The following is a 24,899-nucleotide window of genomic DNA, read 5'->3' as shown; positions in this document are numbered from 1 at the left end:
CGTCTTGGTGGGGGCGGCGGTGCCGATCTGGATCTTGATGCGCTCGGCGGTGCGCTCGCCGATGAGGAGGTTGTACTTGCGCTTGACGTGCTGGACGATCGCCTCGTCCATCTTGTCGCCGCCGACGCGGATCGACTTGCAGGCGACGATGCCGGCGAGGGAGATGACGGCGACCTCGCAGGTGCCGCCGCCGATGTCGACGACCATGTTGCCGCCGGGCTCGGTGATGGGGAGGCCGGCGCCGATCGCCGCGGCCATCGGCTCCTCGATGAGGAAGACCTCGCGGGCGCCGGCGGCCATGGCCGAGTCGCGGACGGCCCGCTTCTCGACCTCGGTGATGCCGGAGGGGACGCAGATGACGATCCGCGGCTTGACGAGGGTCTGGCGGTTGTGGGCGCGGTTGATGAAGTGACGCATCATCGCCTCGGTGACCTCGAAGTCGGCGATGACGCCGTCCTTCATGGGCCGGATGGCGACGATGTTGCCGGGGGTGCGGCCCAGCATCTCCTTGGCGTCCTTGCCGACCGCGACCACCCGCTTGGTGTTGCCCTTGCGCTGGACGGCGACGACGCTGGGTTCGTGGGCGACGATCCCGCGGCCCTTCACGTAGGTCAGGGTGGTGGCGGTGCCGAGATCGATGGCCAGATCGTTCGAGAAAAGGCCGTATACCCAGTCAAAGAGCATGAAGGAGGTGTTTTTCTGGACGGGTTGGCCCTCCCATACCTTTCCGGGGGGGCAGCGGCAAGCAAGTGCAGCCGTGGGGGCAGCGGAAGGGGTTTGGGGGGGCGGCGCATCGGCAAAACGCCGAGAATTTGCGCTCTTTCTCACGAGCTGCCCGCTTCTGACCCGAGCCTGACAGTGTGGCCGGGCCCAGGGCGGCCTGCAACTCCTCACGCGAGGGCGGTATTCCCGGCGCGCGAGCAGGGTTCGCAGCGAGCGGCGGGGGCGCTACCTTCCCGGTGCTCATGCTCGCAGCTCTCCGAACTTCGCTCAGGCAAGTGATCGTGTGGATCTTCCTCGGTGTGCTGGCGCTGGGCTTCGGCCTCAGCTTCGGGCTGCCGAGCGACGCGATCACCTGCGGCGTCGAGCCGATCGCCAAGACCTACGGCGAGAACCTGCTCGATGAGGACTACCAGTACCAGTACCAGGCCATCTCGCTGGTGTTGCCGCTGCCGAAGGACGCGAAGTTTCAGGAGACGATGGGGCTGAAGCAGGAGGTGCTCGACGCGATCGTGGAGCGGCGCGTGCTGGCGAAGGTCGGCGAGCGCATGGGCCTCGCGGCGGTCAAGGAGGACGCGGAGGAGGCGACCTCGCTGGGGCACGTGATCGTGCTCGGCAACACCTACGACTGGCTCGGCGACGGGGCGTTCAACTACACGATGTTCAAGCAGCGGCACCTGCCGCGCTTCCTGGTGACCGAGCCGAAGTACCTCGAGTACCAGCGCCAGGAGCTGCTGGCGCGCACGGTCCGCGACCTGATCGCGGGAGCGGTGACGGTCTCGGAGGCGGAGCTGCGGGCCGAGTACGAGGGGCGGCAGAACCAGCTGTCGCTGCGTTACGCCCGCTACGAGACGGCGCGCTTCGCTGACCTGGTCGACCCGTCGGAGGGCGAGCTGACGAAGTACGTGGAGGGGCACAAGGACGAGCTGGTCAAGCAGTTCGAGGCCCAGGGGACGCGCTTCACCAAGTTGCCGAAGCAGCTGCGGCTGCGCTTCATCCAGGTGCACAAGCCGGAGCCGCCGGCGGAGGACGCGGACAAGCCGACCAAGGCGGCGTACGAGGCTGCGCTCAAGGCGGCGCGGCTGAAGATCGACACGGCGGCGGCGCGGCTGGCCGACGGCGAGGAGTTCCGGGCGCTGGCGCGGACGGTCTCGGACGACGCGATGACGGCGTCGCGCGGGGGCGACTACGGGTGGGCGAGCGTCGAGGGGACGGGGACGGGGCTCGACCCGGCGATCGACCGCGCGGCGGCGGAGCTGAAGGCGGGCACGGTGTCGCCGGTGGTCGAGAGCGAGGAGGCGTTTTATCTGGTGCGGGTCGACGGGGTGCGCGAGGGCGACGTGCCGCAGGAGGAGGCGCTGCGTGAGCTGGCGGAGGACGGGGTGATGCGCGAGCGGGGCAAGGAGCTGGCGCGGCTGGCGGCGGCGGAGGCGTTGCAGGCGTTGAAGGACGGCAAGAAGCTGACGGAGCTGTTCAAGAGCCCGGACGCGCTGGGGATGGTTGAGCCGGGGATCGACGCGTTGCCGGTGGGGGGCGAGGTCGGTTCGGTGAAGGAGCCGGCGAAGGGTCCGGAGCTGCGGGTGACCGGGTTGTTCGCGCGTGAGCGGCCGATCCCCGGGCTCGGCATGAACCCCGAGCTGACCAAGGCGGCGTGGGCCGCGGATCCGAAGGCGGAGTTCATCGATGGTGTGTTCGAGACCGACGACGGTCTGGTGATCGCGGCGGTGGAGAAGAAGGAGACGGCCACCGAGGAGGGGCTGGCGGCGGCGCGGGCCGGGCTCTATCGCGAGCTGGTCGCGCGCAAGGCGGGGCGGGTCACGGCTCGCTTCGCGTTCAACACTTGCCTGGCCGACAAGGCCCGCGGCGACATCGTGCCGCACGACGCGAAGATCAAGCGGCTGATGACCTACGAGACCAAGGAGGCGGTCGATGAGGACGGCAATCAGGTGCTAAAGCCGTATGTGATGTGCGACCGCGTCGGCAACCGCGGCGGGATGTTGCGGGCGAGCGCGATGATGGGTGGGGCTCGCTAGCGGCGACGTGGTGACCGCCGCGACGCCCACGCGCCAGGCTTCCGGGGCTCCCCTGGGCCTGGCGCTGCTGCTCGAGCGCGGCGGGGTGACCTTGGTGGCGCCGGCGCGGGCGCTGGCGTCGGGGGTGACGCTGCTCGAGTTCGCGGCGACGCTGTCGGGGCCGCGGCCGGGCTCGGCGGCGGAGTGTCGGACGCGCGTGTGTGGCGTGGGCAGCGTGCGCCTGCGGGTCGAGGTGGAGGCGCTGCTCGCGTGGGTGCGCGGGCGGGTCGGCGCCGGGCTGCCGGGCTGGTCGGTGGAACAGGTCGAATGGGACATGGCGGAAGGGACAGGTGACGCGGTGTGGACGCTGCGCGGGCGCGACTGGGCGGGGGCGTCGGCGTGGTTGCGGGTCGAGGCGACGGTGGCGCTGCGCGGCGGTGTGGTGGAGATCGGGGCGCGGCGTTGCTGGTGGCTGGGGCCGGCGGGGACGACGGCGGAGCGGCAGTGGCGGGCGCTGACGCGGCGGCTGTGCGGGCGCGGGGTGGTGGTGCGAGGCGGGCGGCTGGTGGTCGACGTGTTGCGGGCGGGGGTCGGGGTGGAGTTCGCGGCGGCGGGGTGGCGGCTGCCGGGGATGGCCGGGGTTGCGTGTCGGCTGCGAGTCGCGGCGGGGTCGCTGGAGTGGCGAGCTGGGTCGGCGGCGGGGTCGTCGGGGCGGGAGGATGGCGGGTGGTCGTTGGGACAGGTGAGGTCGGGGGAGGGAGGCGAGTCGGAGCTTGAAGCGGGGTCGACGGGCTTCGATCCGCTGGCGCAGGTTCGCGGGTGGTTGCGGGGTGATCGCGGCGAGCGGGGGCGGGCCGAGCGGGCGCTGGCGGGGCTGGCTGCGGCGGTGCCGGAGCTCGCGGGGGAGCTCTCGCGGGTGCGGGTGGCGGCGCTGCGCTTCGTCGACCGTGCGGCCTGCGTGGCGGCGCTGGGCGAGTGGATCTCGTGGGCGCCGACGGACAGCGAGCCGCGGTGGTTGTTGGTCGTGCAGCAGGCCCGGCGCGGCGATGATGACGGCGTGCAGGCGGCGCTGGCCGGGCTCGCGGGGCTGCCGGCGGAGGTGGCGGTGCGGACACGCAGGGTGCTGGCGCGGGCGATCGCGCTGCAGCGGCGCGAGCTGCGGGGCGCGGGGGCGCGGGCCTTGCTCGAGCCGCTGGTCGCGGGCCTGCCGGGCTGTCCGCAGGAGCTGCAGGCGGCGGTGTGGCGGGCGCTGGCGCGGGCGCGGGCGGCCGATGCGGCGACGCCGGGGTCGGCGGTCGAGGCGGCGGTGGCGGCGGCGCTGGGTGAAGAGGGCTGGCGGCGGCGCGGGGAGGCCGGCGAGCTGCGGGGGCAGGTGGCGGCGGCGCTGGTCGCGAGCGGGCGCAGGGAGGCCGACACGACGCGATTGCTGCGACGGATGCTGGGTGACGAGCGGCCCGGTCGCGGCGAGCGGGGCGGGGCTGTCCGGGAGGACAGGTCGGAGGGGGCTGTCCGGGAGGACAGGTCGGAGGGGCGGGGCAGCGTGCGGATCGTCGCCGACTACTACGCGCAGGAGGGGCGCTGGACCGAGCTGGTGACGCTGCTGGGGCGTGAGTTGGTCGCGCTCGACGGGGTGGCGCGGGTCCAGGTGTTGCGGCGGCTCGCGCGGATCTACCTGAACTATCTGCACGACCCGGTGAACGCGGAGCGGGCGCTGCGGGTGGCCCTGGCCGCGCTCGGGGAGGACGAGGGGACCCGGCGCGACCGTTCGCTGCTGCACGAAGAGCTGGCCACCTGCCTCGAGATGCAGGGGCGTCACGCGGAGGCGATGGGGCAGCTCGAGGGGGCGCAGGCGCCGGAGCTGTCCGAAGGGACAGGTGTGGAGTTAGCGGAAGGGACAGGTGGAGTGGAGCTGGCGGAAGGGACAGGTGGAGTGGAGCTGTCGGAAGGGACAGGTGGAGTGGAGCTGGCGGAAGGGACAGGTGGGACGGGCGAGGGCGACGAGCTGGCGCGGGTGCTCACGGAGGTCGCGCGGGCGGGGACGGTGGCGCAGCTCGACGCGGTGCTGGCTGCGGCCGCGGCGTTGCATGGTTCGCCGGCGCGGCTGCGGGTGGCGCTGCAGGCGTGGGCGACGGGGCGGCCGCTGCAGCCGGGGCTCACGCTGGGGCTGGCGCGGCTGCACGAGGTGAGCGGGCAGCACCAGGAGGCGCGGGCGCTGCTGCAGCTGGCGGCGTTCATGGTGCCGCAGGGGAAGATCGCCGCGGAGCTGCTGCCGGGGTTGTCGCCGCTGGTGGTGGCGGCGGACGTGCTGGCGGACGATCGTCAGCCGGACTGCGGGTCGCGGGAGGCGTTGCGGGAGGTGTTGCGGCGGATGGCGGGTGAGATGGCGGGGATCCGTGCGTTCGGCGAGGGGCCGGTGACGGTGCGGACGGACGCGGAGGTCGAGGCGCTGGCGCTGGCGGAGGCGGAGATCGGGGCGCTGCGGGCGGCCCTTGGGCTGCCGCTGCCGCTGCTGCTCGGGCGCGCGGGGCCGGACGGAGGGGTCAGCGTGCGCAACGATCGCCCGCCGGCGATCGTGGTCCACGCGGGCTTCGCCGAACTGCCGCCGGCCGAGCGGCGGTTCCGGCTCGCGCTCGCGGCGGCGATGATCGCGAGTGGGCTGGCGATCGTGACCGACCCGCAGGGGGCCTCGCTGCCGGAGCTGCTGGCGGCGCTGCTCCACCTGTCCGATGCGACATGTCCCGCGAGCTTGCCGGGTTCGCAGGCGATCGTGCGCGCGTGCGTGGCCCGGGGGTTTCGTAGCGAGCGCCTGCCGGTGGGGCTGCGCGAGGCGCTGGCTAGCGAGGTGGGGCGCTGGCAGGAGAGCCGCGACAGCCTGGCGCGGCTGGCTCAGCTGCTGCGACGCGACAGCCTGCGGGTGGCGGCGCGGCTGTCGGGGAGCGTCGACGGGGCGCTGCGGGCGATCGGCCGCGACGCGCGGCTGCTCGGGCCGGGGGCGCTCGACGAGCGCGGGGCGCTGCAGGTGCTGGCCAGCGAGGACGCGCAGTGGTTATTGCGCAGCCTCGGGGTGTTCGCGTAGCTGCGCGCGGGGGGCGGGCTGCGATATCCTGGCGTGATGAGCGGCTTCCTGTTCTGGATCGGGGCTTACAACGCGCTCGGGGCGTTCATCGTCATGGCGATGCACTTTGACGGGGTCGCCGACGCTGTGCTGCGGCGGGCGACCGAGGTGGTCGATCGGCCGTATCACCACGAGGGATATGCCCGCATGTGGATGTGGTGGGCGGCGATGGTCAACCTGTTCATGGGTCTGGTGATGGTGCGCGCGGCGGGCTGGCCTGCCGCGGTGCAGCGCGAGGTCGCGGCGCTGGCGGTCGGTGTGTATATATTCGGGTGGTTGTGCGTGGTGTTCGGGCTCCGGCGTCCGCGTTACGGGCGGGGGATCTACGCGTTGCACCCGCTGTGGCTCGGGCAGGCCGGGTGGGGTGCGTGGGCGGTGTGGCAGGGCGGGTGAGGGCTCAGGGTTTGCGGCCCTGGGCGATCCAGGTGGCGAGCAGCTGGATGTCGGCGAGCGGGACGGGCGTGAGGCCGAGGGGCATGCCGCGTAGCTCGGGGGTGGCGCCGGTGAGCTCGGCGTGGCGGGCGAGCAGGTGGGCGACGATCCTCGGGGTGCCGTCCGGGAGCGGGGCGAGCACGCTGCGACGCTTGCCGTCGGGGCCGCGGCTGCCGCTGGAGATCGCGGCGTGGCTCGAGAGGTCGAGGCTGGCGCCGGTGAAGCCGAGGCCGCCGGTGTTGCCGGGGCCGCCGTCGCCGCTGGCGTAGCTGGGGTCGCTGTGGCAGTGCCAGCAGGTCTTGTGGAAGATCGCGGCGTCGACCTCGGCGAAGCCGACCTCGCGGTCGAGCAATGGCAACATGACCGGAGGGACAGGTGGTGGCAATGGCTCGAGCGGGGTCGTGAGGAGGTAGGTGGCGAGGTCGCGGATCTCGTCCTGGCGGAGATCGGGGTCTGGCATCAGGGTGCCGGGTTTGAGCGCTGCGGGGTCGGCGAGCCAGGTGTGGAGGGCGGCGGGGCGCAGGCGGTCGCGGGTGAAGCGGAGGTCCGGGGCCTGCTGGCTGGCGCGGAGCATGGTCGCGGGGTCGGGCGGGTGCGCGAGCGGGCGGGCGGTGATCGTCGCGACGCCGGTGAAGGCGTGGCAATTGGTGCAGCCGTGTTCGCCGAGCAGGTCGCGGCCGCGTGTGGGGTCGCCGGCGGGCTCGTGCGGGGCGGGCTCGGCGTCGGGGACGAGGGCGGCGGCGAGGGCCTGGGCGCTGGGCTCGTCGAGGTGGAGGCGCGGCATGCTGGTGTTCAGGCCGGGGCGGAGGTCGTGGGGGGAGAGGAGGAACGCGGCGACGAAGCTGCGGCGCAGGCGGCCGAGGCCGCGCAGCTCGGGGAGCTCGCGCAGGTGGGTGATGTCGCGTTGCCAGCGGGCGAGCTCGGCGGGCGGGGCCGCGAAGTCGCCGCCCACGGCAGCAACGCCGGCGAGGATGCTCTGGTGGCAGTGGACGCAGTGGCGCTCGCGCGGGGGCGGGGTGAGGGCGTCGCCGTCGTGGCAGCGGGCGCACTGCAGCTCGGCGAGGAGGGCCTGGCCGCGGGCGATCTGGGCCGGGTCGGCGGCGGGCTCGAGCGGCCTGTCCAGAGGGACAGGTGGGTTTGGACCTGTCCCGCAGGACAGGAAGGCGAGGGCGAGGGCGGCGAGGCGGGGCATCGAGGGTGCGCGGGGGATCGAGGGTGCGCGGGAGTCGTGGTGGAACGACGGTGCGCGCGCCAGGGGGTCAGGAGACGCCTTTGGGGTCGCAGCTGGCGTCGTCGGGGGCGAGCTCTTTGCAGCGGGCGGTGGCGCGGGCGGCCGCGTTGGTGTCGCCGCGTTGCTGCTCGAGGGCGGCGAGGACGGACCAGGCGCGGGCGGTGGGCATGATGTCGGCGTCGGCGAGCTCCTTGAGGAGGGCGTGGGCCTCGTGGCGTTCGGCGGGGCGCTGGGCGAGGGCCTCGGCGAGCTCGCTGGTGAGGACGACGCTGGTGTCGCCGCGGGCGGCGTGGAGGCGGAGGGTGGCGGCGGCCCAGGCGAGGGCGACCTCGCGGTCGGCGTCGGTCCTGGCGGGGAGGCCGGCGATCCGGATGTCGCCGCCGCTGCGGATCTGGGCCAGGGCGACGATGCGCTGGCCGCGGTGGAACAGCGCCTGGCGGCGGGTCTGGTGATCGGCGACCAGGACCTTCGGGAAGGTGCCCAGCACGACCTTGGCGGCGCCGCGATAGTTGTTGCGGGCGAGCAGCTCCTCGGCGGTGCGGATCGCCTGGTTGGTGACGTCGACGACGCGCTCGACCTCGTTCATGCAGGCGCTCGCGGGGCTCGGCGGGGCGGCGAACATGGCGAGGAGGGCGAGGGGGGCGAGGGCGAGGCGGGTGCAGGGCATGGTGGGGTCGTCCATCACGCATGAGCGGGGGTCCTGGTTCCCGCGGCGATCGGAAGGTGGTCGGGTGGTGCCGGGCTGCCGGCTTGGCGAGGCCTGGGCCCGGCGATGGTTCCCGCGGCGAGCATTGGGGGTTGCGAGCGACGGTGACGGTGTGGAACCAGCGGGCCGGGTCGCGCGTTGCGCTCCGACCTGGAGGTCTGGATGCGCTATTTGTCGCTCGTCGTGGTGTTCATTGCTTGTGGTTCCGAGGCGGCCCCTGCCGCGGAGGCGGCGGTGCCGGAGATCGCGGCGCCGGCGCCCGTGATCGCGGCGGGCTCGGTGGCATCGCCGGTGGTGGCCCCGGTGGTCGCGCCCGCGGTGCTGGCGGCGGACGGCAAGGTCGGGGTGCAGGTCTGCGACGCGTATCTCGAGACCTATCGCGCGTGTATCGGCGAGATGAAGGAGGAGTTCGCGGCGCCGCATCGCAAGGTGGTGGAGCAGCAGGCGGCGAGCTGGGTGGTGGCGAAGGCGGACCCGAAGACGGCGGATACGCTGGAGGGGACCTGTGTCGCGGCGCGGGCGGCTGCTGCGATCGCGTTGCCGAGCTGCGGGTGGTAGCGGGAGGCAGTGCCCTGAGCTTCGCGGATGGTGTGATACGCGACCGAAGGGTCGTGTCAGCAAAATACCTATTCATGTGACCACGGCGTCACGGAAGTACCCATAGATCGGCCATACGGAGCGCGTATGATCGGCCCTGAGTATTTGGCCGAGCGCCCGATGTGGGCCCAGCATTGTGCGGGGCGGCGCGTCCTGGGCGGGGCCATCGACAGCTCAGGGATGGTGCGCGATGGGCCGGAGCGAGGCAGGAGAGGACAGGACCGGGCCGGACGGGTCTGGGCAGGAGGCATGGAGGCGGCAGAAATATGGTGATCCGCGCGATTATATCCTCGTATCTGGGTCTGCGACGGTGGTCGGGGGAATGCAAGGGTGGTTTCGGGACGCGATGGTCCGTCGGTTGCGGCGGATCCTGGCCGATCATCTGCCGGTGGGTAAGCTGGTCGACATCGGCTGCGCTGTCGGGGATTGGACCCTGCGATATGCACAGTATGGGTTCGCCCCTGAGATCGTGGGGATCGACCTGAGTCCGCACTTCCTCGAGCTGGCGCGGGCCGGCGCGGGCCGGCTGTGCCGGGAGCTGGCGGCCGGTCCGGTCGCGGCGCCGACGATGCGCTTCGTCGAGGAGAACGCGCTGACGACGGGCGAGCTCGCGGGCGCCGATTTGGTGTGTATGGGGGGGTTTATCCAGTGTCTCCCGGAGGAGGCCGCGGAGGCGCTGCTGGGGCGGGTCGCGGCGGCGCAGTCAGCCCGGGGTGCGATCTATCTGCGCACCAATGTCACGACCGATGGCACGACATGGCGTGGCACGAGTTACTACCGTCCCGCGTCGTGGTACGAGGCGCTGTTTCGTCGGCTCGGATATCGCAGCCGGGACATGCATGCCAGCGCGGCCATCCCGATCGTGGAGTACGCGGCCGGGCTGGGGCCCATCGCGCGCGGGCTCGGGCGGCTCGCTGGGTGGGGTCACTCGCGGTTCTCTCAGCGCGGGCGCCTGCAGTTCGTCAACTGGGTGCTGGTGCGGGACGGGACGTAGGAGGCCAGGTCAGGGTCGACCTGCCTGGGCGCTTCGCGTGACACGGCGCGCACGTCCCTCTACAATGGGCCGCCAGCGGGCCGCACCGGAGCCGCCGTGACCAGCATCGAGGAGCCCGACCTGATCGACGCCCTGATGGCGATCCGCCCGGCGCAGACCGATGTGTTCGCCTGCTCCCTGCGCGCCTGGGTCCGCCACGCTGTCGTCGGAGCCGACGACCAGCCGTTCCGCCTTGGCCGCTTCACCGTGCTGGGCCCGCTCGGCGGCGGCGGCATGGGCACGGTCTTTCTCGCCTACGACCCGGACCTCGACCGCAAGATCGCCCTCAAGGTCCTGCACACCCGCGGCGACCGCGGGCTGCGCGAGGTCCTGCGCGAGGGCCGGGCCCTCGCCCGTCTCAGCCACCCCGCCGTCGTCACCGTGCACGAGGTCGGCGTGCTCGCGGACCAGGTCTTCGTGGTCATGGAATACGTCGAGGGCGGCGACCTCCGGGTCTGGCTCCGCGAGCCACGCTCCTCCGCGGCGATCCTCGACATCCTCCTCGAGGCCGGCAGCGGCCTCGCGGCGGCCCATGACGCCGGCCTCGTCCACCTCGACTTCAAGCCCGCGAACGTGCTCGTCGACGCCGCCGGACACGCCCGCGTCATCGACTTCGGCCTCGCCCGTCCGCTCCTCGACACGGGCGCCGCAAGCCCCGTCTCCGGGTTCTCACCTGCCTCCTTCCCCGGCGCCGGCACGCCCGGATACATGGCCCCCGAGCGCCGCGAGGGCGCCCTCGGAGACCCGCGCGCCGATCAGTACTCGTTCTGCGTCACCGCCTGGGAGGCCCTGCTCGGCCAGCGCCCGCAGGGCGGGCAAGAGCTCCCGCCCGAGCGCCCCGGTGTGTCGTCGCGGGTGCTCGCGGCCCTGCGCCGCGGCATGCGATCGAATCCGGGGGAGCGCTTCGCCACGATGCACGAGCTCCTCGCCGCGCTCGCCCCGCGCCCCGCCCGCGGCTTGCGCGTCCTCGCGGCCCTCCTGCTCGTCGGCCTCGTGCTCGGCGCCTACCAGTTCGGCCAGCGGAGCACCCCCGCCCCGCGCTGCCTCTCGCCCTGGGCGCAGATCGCCGGGACTTGGAACGACGACCGCGCCGACGCCCTCGCCGCGGCCTTCATCACCGCCGCCGTCCCGTTCGCGCGCGAGACCTGGGCGACCGTGCGGCCCGCCCTCGACCGCTACGCCGCCGCGTGGATCGCCGCCCACGCCCGCGCCTGCGAGGACGCCGGCGTGCGGGCGATCCTCCCCGCGCCGCTGCTCGAGCAGCGCCTCGCCTGCCTCGAGGACCACCGCCTTCACCTCGCCGCTCTCGTCGACCGCTTCGCCGCCGCCGACGCCGCGACGATCACCAACGCCGTCACCGCGGTCGAGCGCCTGCCCCCGATCGACGCCTGCGACCGTGCCGCCCCGACCGATCTCATCGTCACCAGCGACCCCGCCCTCGTCGCCCGGCGACGGGTCGTCCGCGGCAGCCTCGCCCGGGCCCGCGCCGAGCTCGACACCGGGCGCGCGGCCGCGGCCGCGCCCCTCCTCGAGGAGGCCCTCACCCGCGCCCGCGAGGTCGACAGCCCCGCCCTGCTCGCCGAGGTCCTGGTCGTCGCTGGCAACTCGGACCGCCTCGCCAGCCGCTTCGACCGTGGCCTCGAGCGCGCCCGCGAGGCGCTCACCACCGCGGTCGCCCACGCCGAGCCGCTGCAGGCCGGCTGGGCCGCGCTCCTGCTCGCCCAGCTGCACAACGCCCAGGGGGACGCGGCCCGCAACGACGAGCTGCTCGCGCTCGCCGACGCCTTCACGCGCCAGGCCGGGGAGCCCACCCCGCTGCGGATGAGCGTGCTCCTCACCCGTGGCACCGTCGCCCTCGAGGCCGCCCCCACCTCAGTGGCCTGCGACGAGCTGAGCCGCGCCCGCGACTACGCCCTGCAGCACGACCAGCGCCGCGCCGCCGCGGTCTCGCTCGGCAACCTCGGCAAGTGCCGCGACATGCTCGGCGAATACGCCGTCGCCGTCGACCTGATCACGCGTTCGATCGCCGAGCTCGAGCCCCTGGTCGGCGCGCTCCACCCGTGGCTCGCCAGCCTCCACATCAACCTCGGCGGCGTCCTCACCGAGCTCGCGGAGTACGACGCCGCCCTGCGCCACTTCGATCGCGCCCGGGCGATCGCCGCCGCCAACTTCCCTGGCGACCACGTCCTCCTCGCCGCCGCCCGCATGAACGCCTCGATCGTCCACAACCGCCGCCGCCGCTGGGCCGACGCGCTCGTCGAGCAGCGAGCCGCCCTCGCCATCGACGAGCGCCTGCTCGGCCCGGACCACCCCACCGTCGCGCTCGTGCTCTGCAACATGGGTACGCCCCTGCGAAACCTCCGCCGCCTCGACGAGGCCCTGGTCCTGACCACCCGCGCCACCGCCATCCAGTCCACCGCCCTCCCCCCCGAGCACTGCGACGTCATGGCCTGCAACGAGATCCACGGCGGCATCCTCCACGAGCTCGGCCGCGCCGACGAGGCCGTAGCGATCCTCGACGCGACCCACGCCCGCTTCGCCGCCGTCGCCTGCCCGCCCGACCAGCGCGCCAGCCTCGAGCTGCAGCTCGCGCAAACCCTGTGGGCCACCGGCGGCGCGGCCGAGCGGGCCCGCGTCCTCGCCCTGCTCGACGCCGCCGAGCCGCACATCGCCGCCGACGTGACCCGGGACGAGCTCGCCCGCCTGCGCGCCGCGGTCCGCCCGTAGCTTACGCCTGCGCCCACTGCCCGCCGAGCGCCTCGACCTGCTCGCGCAGCGCCGCCCGGGCCCGCGCCAGCCGGCTGCGCACCGTGTGCTCCCCGATCTCCAGCGCCTCCGCGATCTCTCGCCCCGAGCAGCCCTCCCAGTGCGCCAGCTCGAGGATCATTCGCTGCTCGAGCGAGATCTGCTGCATCGCCTCGCGCACCAGCGCCTCGCGCTCGTCGCGGGCCACCGCCGCCGACGGCGAGGTCCCCAGCGCCCGCAGCGAGTGCTGCTCGACGTCCTCATGCTGCCCCCGCCGGTATCGGCGGCGCAGATGGTCGATCAAGAGGTGCCGCGCCACCCCGAACATGAAGCCGCGGAAGGTCCCGTCCGCCCGCAGCGTCGCCCGCCGCGCCACGCACACCTGAAACGTGCACTGCACGAGATCCTCGATGTCGTCGCCGAGTTTGCCGCGAAAGAACCGGCATACCGCCTCGAAGTGGCGCCGGATCAGCGCGTCGCCGGCCTCCCGGTCGCCCGCGCACCAGGCGTCGAGCAGCTCGTGGTCCGTCGCCACCGCCTCGCTCGCGTCCGTCATCGCGGGCGCGACTGTACCACAGGCCGTGGCGCCCCCCCGGGGTCGGCCGCGCTCAGGGCGTCAGTCGGGCGACGGACAGCGCGCCGACCAGGTGCCCCACGATCAGCGGGAAGCCGTCGCCGTCGAGCGCGACGTCGAAGAGGCGATTGTGCGTCTGGCCCGGCCCGGGCAGCGTGAGGGAGCACAGCAGGTCGCCCGTGCTGGCGTATCGGCGGTAGGTCCGCTGGTAGACGTCGGGATCGACGTGACCGACGACGTGCACGTGGCCCTCGGCCCCCACGGCGACGCCGTAGCCGACGTCGTAGCTCTCGCCCGGGCCGCCGTTGTGCACGTCGGACCACAGCGGCGCGCCGTCACCGTCGAACACGCCGACCCACAGATCGCCGCCGGCGCCGCCGCCGTAGAAGAACTCGCCGGTGACGGCGACGCCCCCTGCCGGGGTCGGCTCGATGTCCCAGCCGCGGGCGAAGCCGGCGCCCGGGTTTTCGACGGCGACCATCCACTGCTGGACGCCGTCCGGGCCGAGCTTGCGCACCAGGAGGCGCGGGTCGTCGCCGATCCACACGACGCCCGTCGTGTAGATCGCACCGGCAGCGTCGACCGCGACCGCCAGGTGCTGGGCCCCGGTCGTCCCCGGGATCTGGGCGGCGCTCGACCACAGGACCGCGCCGGTGTCCGCGTCGAGGCGCGCGAGCCACGGGATGCTGGTGGTCTGGACCTGCCGGAAGCCGGCCGCGATCACGGCGCCGTCCGGCGTCATCGCCGCCCCGAAGCCTTGCGACGACTGGGCCGCGATGTTCTGCGTGAGCCAGCCGGGGGCGCCGTCGGGGGCGAAGCGCCGCGCGAGGTCGCGGAGGAAGGGCTGCTCGTATTCCACGCCGATGCCGACGATGCCGCCGTCCGCCGTGATCGCCAGACCGTTGCCATCCATGCGCAGATCGGCGGCCTCCTGGGCCCAGATCAACGCGCCCGCGGGATCGAGCTTGAGCGTGAGGAGGCGGGAGTCGACCTGGGCGGGGCGCAGGGTCGCGACGATCACGATGTCGCCGTTCGCGTCGGTTGCGACCTTCTTGCCGTGCAGCGAGCCGTCCGGATCGGCGTGGCTGACCTCCCACACGACGCTGCACGGGGTCCAGCTGCAGTCAGCCTCGCAGCCGTCGCCGGCCACCAGGTTGCCGTCGTCGCACGCCTCGCCGGGGTCGACCATCCCGTCGCCGCAGAGCTCGAGCTGACACCCGGCGCTGCAACCATCGCCCGCGCGCGTGTCCCCGTCGTCGCATGCCTCGCCGGGGCCCAGGTCGCCGTCGCCGCAGACGTTGACCGTGCAGTCGGCCTTGCAGGCGTTGCCGGGCCCGTTGTCGCGGCCGTCGTCGCAGCCCTCGCCGCGGTCGAGGACGCCGTCCCCGCAGCCAGCCGTCGGCTCGCTGCAGAGGTCGTCGATGCACACGAGGGGGTCGTCGCAGACCTGTCCCATGAGACATGCACAGCCGCGGCTCCCGGGTGGACACGGCTCACCCGTGCTGGCGGTGACGGGCTCGCTGCTCGAGCCAGACGGCTCGCCGCTCGTGGGCGGCTCGCCGCTCGTGGGCGGCTCGCCGCTCGTGCCAGGTGGCTCGCCGCTCGTGGGCAGCTCCCCGCTCGTGCCCGGGTCCGTCGGCAGGCCGGAGCTGCTCGCGGCCGTCGCGGTGGGCTCGGAGGCGGTGGTGGCCGCGGGCTCGCCGGGGCAGGCGGCGAGCCCGGGGGCGGCGCACAGGAGGATGCGTATGAGGGCAGGACAGCGGTGCGTGGGCGATGACATCGAAGCGCTCCTTGGGCGCCCGCATTCGGCGCGGGCGTCCCCGGGGGAGTCGTCATCGACGCCAATTTGATCCGCACCTCCGTGTGCGAGTGGAGGAGGTCGCGTGCGCGCGGGCGCTCGTGTCGATTCTTCGGATCAATCGGTCGATGCCGCCGACTCCGCGAGGGTCGTCGGCCGCGGCTGGCAGGCGAGAAAGCAGCACGATGTCACGAGTGTCATTTCGGTTCGCGCCGCGCCCGGTCGCGCGGCTCCTCCTTCTGTGTGTGAGCGCGGGGTCGCCTGGCTGCGTCGGGGACCCTGCGGCCAGCGCGAGCGAGCCCATGGTCACGAGCTCGGTCGGCGAGGCCAGCACCACGGCCGATCTGCCCACCACCACGGCGGGGTCAGGCGGCTCCACGACGACCGCGATGCCGACGAGCGGCGGCACGGAGGACGCGACCGCGGGCGAGACAACCAACACACCGACAAGCAGCGAGACCGGCGACGCCACGACCGGAGGCGCGGGCGACGGCGGCTTCTGCCAGGAGGCCTGCGCCGCCGACCGCGACTGCTGGATCGACGGTGTCGACCAGGGCTACGAATGCAAGGAGGGCCGCTGTCGCCCGGGCGGCAAGCCGGCCGAATGCAACAGCGACGAGTTCTGCCAGATCGTGTTCTCGGGGCAGCTGATCTTCTGCGAGTCGACGGCGGAGTGCGGCACCGGTCGCGTGTGCGTCGCGCTCGCGGGGTTCTCGCAAGGGAGCTGCCCGCTGCTGCCCGACGAGAGGGGCGGGTGCCCGACCGACGCTTACGAGACGGCGACGCTCCCGCTGCTGGAGGGCGGTGAGGCCGAGGTGTGCATCGCCCGAGACGTCTTCTGCGACCCGGTCGGGGGACTCGCGCCGTTCCTTAACTGCAACCTGGTCCCCGAGCCCTGCAGGTCGAACGCCGAGTGCGAGAAGTACCCGACCCAGCCGATCTGCGGCGCAGACGGCGGCTGCGTGTGCGACAGCGACGATCACTGCGCCGACGCCGGGCCGCACGCGTGGTGCGTCGAGGGCCGCTGCGCCTGCAAGAGCGACCAGGACTGCGCCGGCCTCGTCGGCGCCGACACCTGCGTCGACGGCGTGTGCGGGTGCGGCTCGCCCGCGGTGTGCCCGAGCGAGACTGCCTTCGACGGCACCGAGTACGTCTGCGAGCCGCTGTGAAGCGGCGCGACCCCGGCATCAGGGCCGCGGCGAATTGCGGCGGGGCGAGTTCGTCGTACGCAGGCTCGACGAGGAGGAGTACGCGCGGCGATCGCCCTCCTACCCCGCGGAGCTGCTCCCGCGCCTCGAGCATGCGATCTGCGAGGCGACGACGATGCTCGCGGAGCGCGTGTTCCCCTTCGACGACACCTTGCTCGGATGGCGGCCGGACGGCGCCTGAGCCCGGCGCCGAGACGCCCTGTAACATGGGTGCCGCGCTCAGCGGGCCTTGCTGGCTGTCCCGCGGGACAGGTCGGCGAGGAGCCTGCGGGCCGCGGCGAGGGGCTCGCTGTCGGTGGGTTGGCCGCGGAGGTCGAGGGTGGCCTGGCGGGCGAGGGCGAGGGCGTCGCTGTGGGTGTGTGGGTCGCGGGCGCGGAGGGTGGCGAGGACCAGGCGGGCGCGGCCGAGCTCGAGGACGCCGGCGGGGTGGTCGGTGAGGATGGCGACGGCGTGGGTGGCGTGGGCGTCGGCCTCGCTGGGGTGGTTGGCCGCGAGTTCGGCGTGGGCGAGGTAGGCGAGGGTGATGCCGACCTCGAGGTGCTTGGCGCCGTAGATCTGCTCACGGAGGGCGAGGGAGCGCTCGATCAGGGGGATGGCGCGGGCTGGGTCGGCTTGCGCGACGGCGAGGCCGGCGAGGTTGTAGAGGAGCAGGGCGTAGTCGGGGCTGTCGGTCTTGCCGTGGCGCTCGAGCAGGGTGCGGGCGCGGTCGAGGTAGGCCTGGGCGGAGGGGAGGTCGTGGGCGTTGATGAGGCTGTTGCCGAGGTTGTTGAGGGGGGCGAAGAGGTCGAGGTTGTCGAGGCCGCGGCGCTGCTCCTCGAGGGCGAGGACGCGGCGGTAGATCTCGAGGCCGGCGGTCGGGTCACCGCCGTCGGTGAGCGCGGCGCCGAGGCCGTTGAGGGTCTCGACGGTGGCCGGGTGGTCGCTGCCGAGGCTGCGCTCGCGGAGCGCGAGGGCGCGGCGGAACATGGCGGCGGCGGGGGTGAAGTCGCGGCGCTGGTAGAGGACGAGGGCGAGGTTGTGGAGGACCACGCCGACCTGCGGGTGGTCGGGGCCGAGGGCGGCCTCGCGGAGGGCGAGGGAGCGGCGCAGGAGGGCCTCGGCTTCGGTGAGGGCGCCCTTGTCGAGCTCGAGGGTGGCGAGGGCGTTGAGGGCGATGACGTGGAAGCCGGGGTCGATGTCGCGGCGCTGTTCGGCGAGGGCCATGGTCTCGCGGAAGCGGAGCTCGCTGGCCTGGAGCTGGCCGGCGTCGAGGAGGGCGGTGGCGAGGTTGAAGCTGAGGCGCAGGCGCAGGGCCGGGTCGTCGCCCTGGCGGCGGAGCTTGGCGTCGGCGACCTCGGCCCAGGTCTCGGCGCGGGGGAGGTCGTGCTGGCGCTCGCCGTGTACGTACACGAGGCGGATCGCCGCGTCGGTGGCGAGGCGGTCGTGGCGGGCGGACTCGGCGGTGGTGAAGGCGCGCAGGAGGGCGGCGCTGGAGGCCGGGTAGTCGCCGCTGGTGAGCTCGGCGGCGCCGAGCAGGAGCAGGGCCTCGGCGAGCAGGGGGGCGTGGGCGAGGTGTTCGGCCTCGGTGACGAGCTCGTGGGCGAGCTCGCGGGCGCGGTCGTGGTGGCCGGCGTCGAGCTCGGCCCGGGCGGCGGCGAGGCGGGGGGTCTGGGCGCGCACGCGGGCGGCGAGGGCGGGGTCCTCTGGTTCGGGTGATCGGTCGTCGGCGGCGAGCAGGCTGGTGAGGTCGCTGCAGGGTTCGATCGCGGGCAGGCGGGCGACGGCCTGGTTGGCGCGTTCGATGGCGCGGGCGTCGGCGTTGCGCAGGACCAGGGTGGTCGCCGCGAGCTCGCCGCGCAGGCGCTCGGCGCAGTCGATCTGCAGCTCGAGGGCGCGGCCGCTTCGCAGGCCGCGCTGGCGGGCCTCGCAGGTGTCGCGCAGGAGGTGCTCGAGGCGGGCGGCGTAGGCGTCGAGCTGGGCGGCGGTGTGGCGAAAGGCCTGCTCGGCGAAGGGGAGGTCGTGGGCGGCGAAGCGGTCGGCGACGGCGCTGCGGGTGGCGGGGTCCCAGACGCCGGCGAGGGCGTCGTGGGCGGCGCAGCTGCTGGCGATGTCGCGGGTGGCGAGGGCGTAGCCGGCCGCGCCGGCGCTGGCGAGGACGAGGCCGGCGGCGAGGCCGAGGGCGCGTCGACGGTGGCGCTTCGCGGGGTCGTCGGCGAGGGCGGCGAGCAGCGCGGGCATGTCGGCGTGGCGCTGGTCGGGGGTGACGGCGAGGCCGCGGACGAGCACGCGGCCGAGCCACGCGGGGACCGGGCCGCGGGGCGGACGCGGGGGGCCGGCGAAGACCTGCAGCTTGAGCTCGGCGAGGGTGCGGCCGGCGAAGGGCCTGACGCCGTGGAGGGCCTCCCACAGGGCGACGCAGAAGCTGTACTGGTCGGAGCGGGCGTCGGTGGGGTGGCGCAGGAGTTGCTCGGGGGCCATGTACGCGGGGGTGCCGAGCAGGGTGCCGATCGCGGTGAGGGGCTCGGAGAGGTCCTGGGAGTCGAGGGACGCGCCGCTGCGCAGGCTGTCCGAAGGGACAGGTTGTGGTTCGTCGGGCTCGCCGGAGACGGCGCGGGCGAGGCCGAAGTCGAGGACGCGGACGCGGCCGTCGTCGGCGACGAGCACGTTGTCCGGCTTGAAGTCGCGATGGACGAGGCCGACGGCGTGGGCGGCGGCGAGGCCCTGGCCGGCCTGTTGGAACACGGCGAGGAGCTCGGGCCAGGGCCTCTGTTTGGCGCGGGTCCAGGCGCGGAGGGTGACGCCGGCGACGAACTCCATGGCGAGGAAGACCTGGCGGTCGTGCTCGCCGACTTCATAGACCTGGACGACGTTGGGGTGAGACAGGCGGGCGAGGGCCTGGGCCTCGCGCAGGAGGCGGGCCTGGCCGATGCTGCCGTGCTCGCGCGAGACGTGGACCAGCTTGAGGGCGATCTTGCGGTCGAGGCGGTCGTCGTAGGCGGCGTAGACGACGCCCATGCCGCCGCGGCCGAGGCGGCGGAGGATCGTGTAGCGACCGATGCGAAACGGCTGCTCGATCCGCGTGGCCGCGGCGGAGCTGCTGGCATCGGAGGGAGCTTCGGCGCCCTCGTGGCGGGTCACCGCGTCGCTGCCGTCGGCGCTGTCGATGGGCTGCGGCATGCGAGTCCGAGGCTAGCGGGGGGGCGCGGCGAGGGACAGCGAGGAGACTGCGGCGGGGTGCGGGCGCGGGCTGGCGATGTCGCGCGCGTCTCGGCTCATATTGATGGTGATGTCCCCTGCGCGGGAACCATCGCGTGCCGCGGCCTCCCGAGATCGATTGCCAGGCCACGCGAGCAGGTCTAGCCTCGGACGATGATGCAACGATCGTCTCGCCTCCACACCCTGGCAGCGACGCTTGTCGCGGCGATCGTTGCGTGTGAGAGCGGCACGCCGACAGCTCCCTCGCCGCAGCCCTCCGGAATGACACCGACAGGCACAGCCAAGGCCTCGGGCCCGACGCCCCCCAACCCCGGCCCTGACCCCAACACCAACACCAATACCGTGGGAGCCGACACCGATTACCCGCTGCCGACCGCCGAGGAGAAGGCAGAGACACCGCTCGAGGCATACGTACCGATCGTGCCCGCGCCGGCGCTCGACTCGGTGCTACCGTGTCCGCCGGGGACGACCCAGAACACCGGCGAAAACGTGATCGAGTGTCGGCTCGGCGGCAAAGTCGGCGAATCGCTTTCGAAGCGCCAGGGACCGTCTGTGTGGTTTCATCCGAACGGCAAGGTGCAGCGCGCCGGCAATTACGAAAGCCACGAGTGGACCGGCCGCTGGTGGAGCTTCGACGAGCAAGGCCGCCTCGAATCGAGCACTGCGTACATCGCCGGCAAGGAGGAGGGCCTTGGCGTGAGCTTCTATCCGAACGGCAAGCGCCGCTCCGAGTCCGTCTACAAGGCCGGCAAGCTCGACGGCCCGAGCAAGTCCTGGACCGAGGACGGCGAGCTGATGGGCATCACCGTCAACAAGGACGACAAGGCCATCAGCAGCAAGGTGTTCCGTTACACGCTCAAGGAGGCGACGCCGCAGGAGGCCGAGAATGCCCGCGAGGAGTTGCGTCGGCTGCTCGAGGAGCAGAAGAAGCTGACCGAGGCCAAGTGACTGTCCTCGCGTACCGGTCCCACGAGGCGGTCGTCAGGTCGGATCAGCTTGTCGACGGCGGGAGCTCGACCGAGTGCCGGAGACCTACCAATTGCGGCGAGGCCATGTCGCGCGGCGTCAGCTCGGATCGGGCGCCGCCAGCACGCGCTCGATGCGGGCGCGGAGGTGCGGGTCCTCGCTGGCGAGCGCGAGTCGACGCAGGGCAGCCGGGACCTCGGGGTCGTCGGCGATGCGGTCGGTGAGCGCGGCGACCAGCCCGGTCTGCAGCGTCGGTGACAGCGGTCGGCCGTCGACCAGCGCGGCCAGGCGCACGCTGTCGTCGGGCCCGAGGTGGCGTCCGTGGAGCAGGGCGAGCGCGCGTGCGGCGACCCGCGGCGCGCGATCGGTGAGCGCGGCGAACAGCGCCTGGGTGGTGTCGTCGCCGGGCAGCTCGCGGAGCGCGTCGATGGCGGTCCAGCGCACGTCGTCGTCGGCGTCGGCGAGGTAGGCGAGGAGGCGTCCGCGATCGTCGGGGCGGCCGGCGTTGCCGAGGCCTGCGAGCGCGGCGATGAGGTCAGGGCCGGAGGGCTCCGCCGCCAGCGCGACCAGCAGGCGCTCGTGCAGCAGGCCGGCGACCCAGGGATCGCTGGCCTGCAGGCGCCGCGCGAGCGAGCCCAGCGGATACAGCAGCGCCCGGCGCAGCTCGCCGTCGGCGGCGTCGTACAGGTCGAGCACGAACCATCCGGTCGCGCTCTCGGGCCGCTGGATCAGCGCGAAGCGCTGGACCAGCGTGGGTCGCTCGCGCTCCGGGGCCGCGGTGGGATCTGCGATCAGCGTCCGCAGCATCTGCTGCGCCTCCGGTGTGCCCGCGGCCGCCAGCAGGTCGAACACCAGCCGGCGCCCGTGCGACGAGCGGGCCCGGGCCGCCAGCGCGCCGACCTCGGGCGTCAGCTCGGGCCAGCCGCGCAGCAGGCCGACCGCGCGGGTGACCTCGCCGGCGGGCGGCAGCAGGCCGTTGTCGATGTCCTGGACCGCGAGCGCGAGGCCGGCGAGGTCCATGCCCTCGGCGAAGCGGCGCGCCATCATCTGTTCGGCCTCGCCGGTGTTGCGCGGGGCCGACGGATCGACCGCCAGCATGTGCTCGAGGTCGGGTCGCGCGAGCAGCTCGCCCGCCAGCACGCGCGTGCGGATCAGGCGGAAGCGGTCCTCGGAGGCGAAGCCGTCGTCCTCGCTGCGCACCTGCTCCTCGGCGACCAGGGTCTCGAGCGCGCCGCGATCGTCGAAGCCCAGCTCGGTCGCGCCGACGATCGTGGCCGAGCCGGGGGCGCCGGTCGACGCCGCGTCGAGGCGGACCAGCCCGCGCAAGCCGCGGCGCAGCCGACCGGCCTCGCCGCTGTACACCGCCTCGGCGAGCCCGTGCGCGACCGGGACCATGCGAGGCCCCGTCGCTGCCGCCCGCAGATCGAGGCGCACCAGCAGACCGCCCATGACGTGGCGCAGCAGCGAGGGCGCCGCGGACGGGTACCACGCGCGCGTCAAGGACCCGTCCTCCGCCAGCGCGACCGTCACCGGCACGTCGATCAGCCCGGCCGCGTCGAACGCGACCGACTCGCCGAGCGCGACCAGCTCGTGCTCGTCGAGGCGCGTGAACCACAGCGCCAGCAGGGTCTCGCCCGGGCGCCCCGCCACCCGCTGCAGCGCCAGCTCGCCGCGCAGGCGCAGCCCGCCCGCGACCGGCAGCCCGTCCGGCAGGCCCTGCGTGCGCGACCCGAGCGCCTGCGCGGTCCACTCGATCGCGTGCAGGTGCAGCTCGCCGACCGCGTAGCGCGAGCCCTGCGCGAGCGCCTGGGTGGGCCGCTGGTCGACCTGTCCCGAAGGACATCCAGAGAGCAGGCACGCGAGCGCCAGGCCCTGCGCGCGGCGCAAGATCACTGCATCCCCACCAGCGGCAGCGACACCTTCACGGGCGGCATCAGCTTGAGCTCGGCCGGCCCGACCCCGCGCCAGCGGAACAGCTCCCACTCCTGCTCATAAAGCAGGAACTCGATGTAGAGCGACAGCCGCCCGGCCAGGGTCCCGAGGGTCATGACCAGGTTCATGTCGAAGCTGAGCATCGGCTGGGTCTCGTTCGCGATCTGCTGGGTCCCCGTCTTCAGGCCGAGCTTGAAGGGCAGCGACAGGGTCACCAGGTTCAGCGCCCCGCGGATCCCCGCGCTGACGACCCCGGAGATGCCGACGCCGACCTGCGCGTGCGCGTTGGCCATGATCGTGGGCACGAACGCCGCCGTGATCGCGAAGTTCGGGTTGTTGACGTTGCAGGCCGGCACCGTCGCCGTCAGCTCCAGGCCGGCGCCGTAGAGCAGCTCGCCCCAGGCCGCGCCGGTGATCGGGATCGGGCCCGCGGGCACCGTGAACGACGGGCGGAAGCCGGGCGGCAGCTCATATTGTTGGCTCTCGAACACGGACACCAGGGTGCTATTCGTGTCGACGGCGTACAGCGAGTCGCCGAGCACGGTCAGGTGGCTGCGCACCTTCGACTTGTGGTCGCCGGCCTTGTTGAGGTCCGACGAGAGCTCGGCGTCGACGACCTTGATCGTGCTGTTGATCATGTACGCGTCGAAGCCCGCGGCCGCGTGGAAGCCCCCGCCGAGCTCGCACACCTTGTTGTTCGAGCGCTTGACCACGTCGACCTCGAAGCCGAGGTCGTAGTGGTATTCGGCGCCGAACCACTTCTTGTCGCCCATGACCTCGCGGTCGTCCCAGCTGCGCGCGTAGCCCTTGCCGCCCGGTCGCTCGTAGGCCTGCAGCTCGCGCTTGGCCGCGCCGACGACCTGCTTCATCTCCTCGATGTAGGCCGTGACCTCGTCGAGGCTGTTCTTGTTGGTCAGGGTCCCGCCGGTCCAGGTCCGGCACTCCTCCTCGAAGTAATCCTGCCAGCTGACGCTCGGCAGGCGGTCGAGGAAGCGCGCGCTGAGCATGTCCGGGTTCCAGTCGCAGTCGCGGCTGCCGAGGTCGAGGCAGCTCTTCTTGCCGTCCTGTTTGCGCTGCCACTCGACCCGGAGAAACTGGCCGATCTCGCAGCTGATCGGCCCGCGCTTGAGCAGCTCGCTGCCCCAATCCTCGTACCCCACGCAAGGGTTGGCGATCATCGTCGGCGCGCCGCTGGCCCGGCCGAGGGCGAGGTCGGTGTGCGGGTCGGCGACCCGGGCCCGGGCCAGCGCTGCGGCGCCGGCCTGCGTCGACGAGCTCGGCGCCGCTGGTTTGTCGACCTTCGGCGTCGGCGCGGCCAGCCACGCCGTCGGCAGCCCCGGCGCGCGCGTGCCCTGCATCCCCTGGCCTCCCTGCTGGGCCGGCGACTTCACCTCGCCGAGCGCCTGCTTCAGCTGCAGCGGCGTGGCCTTCTGGCGAAACAGCTGCTCCTGGACGCGCGCGTCGCGGATGTAGCGCTGGATGATGTCGAGGCGCTCGAGCGGGTCGCGCGTGCGGGCGTCGAACGGGAACACGCGGGCCTGCTCCTCGGGGATCTGGGCCAGCTCGGCGCTCACGGCCGCGTTCCACGACGACAGCAGTCGGCGAAACTTGGCCTTGCGTCGCTCGTACTCCTCGAACTCCGCCGGGCTCAGGTTCGCGGTCGTCTGGCGCAGCGCCTTGTGCCACTTCCACTCGCTGGCGAACTTGCGGTCGTTGCAGCCGCTCTTGCAGTCGGTGCGGTAGTAGGTCGCCCCGGTGGTCATGGCCGTCTCGAGCGCCGTCAGCTGCGGCGTGCTCGCCAGCGGGGTCGCGCCGTGTGAGCGCACGAACTCGGGGCCGGCCGCGAGGATCTCGTTCTTGGGCAGGATGCCGGCGTAGGACTGCATCTCGAAGCCGACGCCCGGCGGGCCGAACAGCTTGCCGTCCTTGCGCCGCAGGGTCCGGTCGGCGAGGCCCGGGGTCTGGTCCATGAAGGCGACGTCGAACACGCAGTCCTGGTCGCCCTTGCACGCCGCCGACGCGTCGATGAAGCGGGCCACGTCGTACATCCACTCGTAGCCGTACTCCTCGCAGCTGGTGATCTTCTGGCCGTTGGCCTCCCAGGCCGGGTTGCGGTGGACCTTCGCGGCGTCGCTCGCCGCGACCCGCTGCATCCGCGGCAGCGACAGCCCGGCGATCCGGGTGCGCCCGATCTGGTGGTTCGCGCGCTGCATGATGTCGGTCTGCGGTCCGGCGTACTTGAAGTACTTGCCCTGCCGCAGGTCATCCGGCAGCTGGTGGCGACCCGGCCGCAGCATCTTGTAGGCCGGCGCCTCGGTGGCCTCATGGAAGGTCTTGAGCTTGTCCTCGACCAGCGCCGTGCAGGCGCCAGTCCTGGACTTGCCGCACGCGCTCGCCAGATACGCCTCCGAGGTGCACTGGGCGAAGCTCGGCGCCGGACAGCTCTGGCCCTGGTTCTGGGCCTGGTTCTGGTCGCCGCCCTTCGGCACCACGGGCGCCGCGATCGCCACACCCGCGAGACAGACACCGATGAGACCGATCGCAAGGGGCGTGCGCATGGGGAGCTCGTCGCAGACTGACCTGTCGACGGCGGCGCGAAAAGCTCAAAGATCGCGCGTCGCTCCAGCTCGCACGC

At 73.2% G+C, this 24,899-nt stretch carries 17 protein-coding genes; 9 read left to right on the top strand and 8 right to left on the bottom strand.

Features of this window, described 5'->3' with window-relative positions; all coding sequences use genetic code 11:
• Positions 1-684 (bottom strand): rod shape-determining protein (locus IPJ59_RS23330; RefSeq protein WP_293273347.1); only part of this gene is annotated, 684 nt, incomplete at its 3' end.
• A gap of 281 nt (positions 685-965) precedes the next feature.
• On the opposite strand from IPJ59_RS23330, the gene IPJ59_RS23325 reads away from it, so the two are divergent.
• Genes IPJ59_RS23325 through IPJ59_RS23315 form a run of 3 tightly spaced genes read left to right on the top strand, consistent with a single transcriptional unit; the run spans position 966 to position 6,240 of the window.
• A complete protein-coding gene (locus IPJ59_RS23325) occupies positions 966-2,753 on the top strand; it encodes a peptidylprolyl isomerase (protein ID WP_293247337.1) in 1,788 nt (595 codons plus the stop codon).
• A gap of 10 nt (positions 2,754-2,763) precedes the next feature.
• The gene (locus tag IPJ59_RS23320; protein ID WP_293273346.1) at positions 2,764-5,808 is read left to right on the top strand and encodes a hypothetical protein; all 3,045 of its coding nucleotides are present in this window, start codon (positions 2,764-2,766) and stop codon (positions 5,806-5,808) included.
• Positions 5,809-5,844: 36 nt separating this feature from the next.
• Positions 5,845-6,240: a hypothetical protein gene (locus tag IPJ59_RS23315; protein WP_293273345.1), complete on the top strand. Its 396-nt coding sequence runs from the start codon at positions 5,845-5,847 to the stop codon at positions 6,238-6,240.
• Positions 6,241-6,244: 4 nt separating this feature from the next.
• On the opposite strand, the gene IPJ59_RS23310 is transcribed toward IPJ59_RS23315, so the two are convergent.
• The gene (locus IPJ59_RS23310) at positions 6,245-7,471 is read right to left on the bottom strand and encodes a c-type cytochrome (RefSeq protein ID WP_293273344.1); all 1,227 of its coding nucleotides are present in this window, start codon (positions 7,469-7,471) and stop codon (positions 6,245-6,247) included.
• 67 nt (positions 7,472-7,538) lie between these two features.
• Entirely contained in the window at positions 7,539-8,192 is a 654-nt protein-coding gene (locus IPJ59_RS23305) for a hypothetical protein (RefSeq protein ID WP_293273343.1), read from the bottom strand.
• Between the two features lie 186 nt (positions 8,193-8,378).
• On the opposite strand from IPJ59_RS23305, the gene IPJ59_RS23300 reads away from it, so the two are divergent.
• The 3 genes from IPJ59_RS23300 to IPJ59_RS23290 all read left to right on the top strand — a co-directional run bounded on the left by IPJ59_RS23300 (position 8,379) and on the right by IPJ59_RS23290 (position 12,573).
• On the top strand, positions 8,379-8,774 hold the full coding sequence (locus IPJ59_RS23300; RefSeq protein ID WP_293273342.1) for a hypothetical protein: 396 nt from the start codon (positions 8,379-8,381) through the stop codon (positions 8,772-8,774).
• 397 nt (positions 8,775-9,171) lie between these two features.
• Positions 9,172-9,807, top strand: coding sequence for a class I SAM-dependent methyltransferase (locus tag IPJ59_RS23295; RefSeq protein ID WP_366524664.1), 636 nt, complete (start codon positions 9,172-9,174; stop codon positions 9,805-9,807).
• Positions 9,808-9,903: 96 nt separating this feature from the next.
• Positions 9,904-12,573: a serine/threonine-protein kinase gene (locus IPJ59_RS23290; RefSeq protein ID WP_293273341.1), complete on the top strand. Its 2,670-nt coding sequence runs from the start codon at positions 9,904-9,906 to the stop codon at positions 12,571-12,573.
• Between the two features lies 1 nt (position 12,574).
• On the opposite strand, the gene IPJ59_RS23285 is transcribed toward IPJ59_RS23290, so the two are convergent.
• Positions 12,575-13,147, bottom strand: a complete 573-nt coding sequence (locus IPJ59_RS23285) for an RNA polymerase sigma factor (RefSeq protein ID WP_293247367.1) — start codon at positions 13,145-13,147, stop codon at positions 12,575-12,577.
• A gap of 52 nt (positions 13,148-13,199) precedes the next feature.
• A complete protein-coding gene (locus IPJ59_RS23280) occupies positions 13,200-14,945 on the bottom strand; it encodes a DUF4215 domain-containing protein (protein ID WP_293273340.1) in 1,746 nt (581 codons plus the stop codon).
• Between the two features lie 320 nt (positions 14,946-15,265).
• Here IPJ59_RS23280 and IPJ59_RS23275 point away from each other — a divergent pair, with 320 nt between their 5' ends.
• The gene (locus IPJ59_RS23275) at positions 15,266-16,132 is read left to right on the top strand and encodes a hypothetical protein (RefSeq protein WP_293247373.1); all 867 of its coding nucleotides are present in this window, start codon (positions 15,266-15,268) and stop codon (positions 16,130-16,132) included.
• Between the two features lie 34 nt (positions 16,133-16,166).
• On the top strand, positions 16,167-16,352 hold the full coding sequence (locus tag IPJ59_RS23270; RefSeq protein WP_293247376.1) for a hypothetical protein: 186 nt from the start codon (positions 16,167-16,169) through the stop codon (positions 16,350-16,352).
• Positions 16,353-16,390: 38 nt separating this feature from the next.
• Here the strand turns inward: IPJ59_RS23270 and IPJ59_RS23265 are convergent, their stop codons facing one another.
• Positions 16,391-19,327, bottom strand: coding sequence for a serine/threonine-protein kinase (locus IPJ59_RS23265; protein WP_293273339.1), 2,937 nt, complete (start codon positions 19,325-19,327; stop codon positions 16,391-16,393).
• A gap of 381 nt (positions 19,328-19,708) precedes the next feature.
• Here IPJ59_RS23265 and IPJ59_RS23260 point away from each other — a divergent pair, with 381 nt between their 5' ends.
• On the top strand, positions 19,709-20,314 hold the full coding sequence (locus tag IPJ59_RS23260; RefSeq protein ID WP_293273338.1) for a toxin-antitoxin system YwqK family antitoxin: 606 nt from the start codon (positions 19,709-19,711) through the stop codon (positions 20,312-20,314).
• 117 nt (positions 20,315-20,431) lie between these two features.
• Here IPJ59_RS23260 and IPJ59_RS23255 read toward each other — a convergent pair whose 3' ends face one another.
• Both IPJ59_RS23255 and IPJ59_RS23250 read right to left on the bottom strand, forming a co-directional pair.
• The gene (locus tag IPJ59_RS23255) at positions 20,432-22,219 is read right to left on the bottom strand and encodes a HEAT repeat domain-containing protein (protein WP_293273337.1); all 1,788 of its coding nucleotides are present in this window, start codon (positions 22,217-22,219) and stop codon (positions 20,432-20,434) included.
• 2 nt (positions 22,220-22,221) lie between these two features.
• A complete protein-coding gene (locus IPJ59_RS23250; protein ID WP_293273336.1) occupies positions 22,222-24,822 on the bottom strand; it encodes a hypothetical protein in 2,601 nt (866 codons plus the stop codon).
• Between the last annotated feature and the right edge of the window lie 77 nt (positions 24,823-24,899).

This window comes from Nannocystis sp., from assembly GCF_016714285.1.
In the GTDB taxonomy this organism is placed as follows: domain Bacteria; phylum Myxococcota_A; class Polyangia; order Nannocystales; family Nannocystaceae; genus Nannocystis.
Note: the sequence above shows the minus strand (reverse complement) of the source record. Positions and strands in the feature narration are given on the sequence as shown.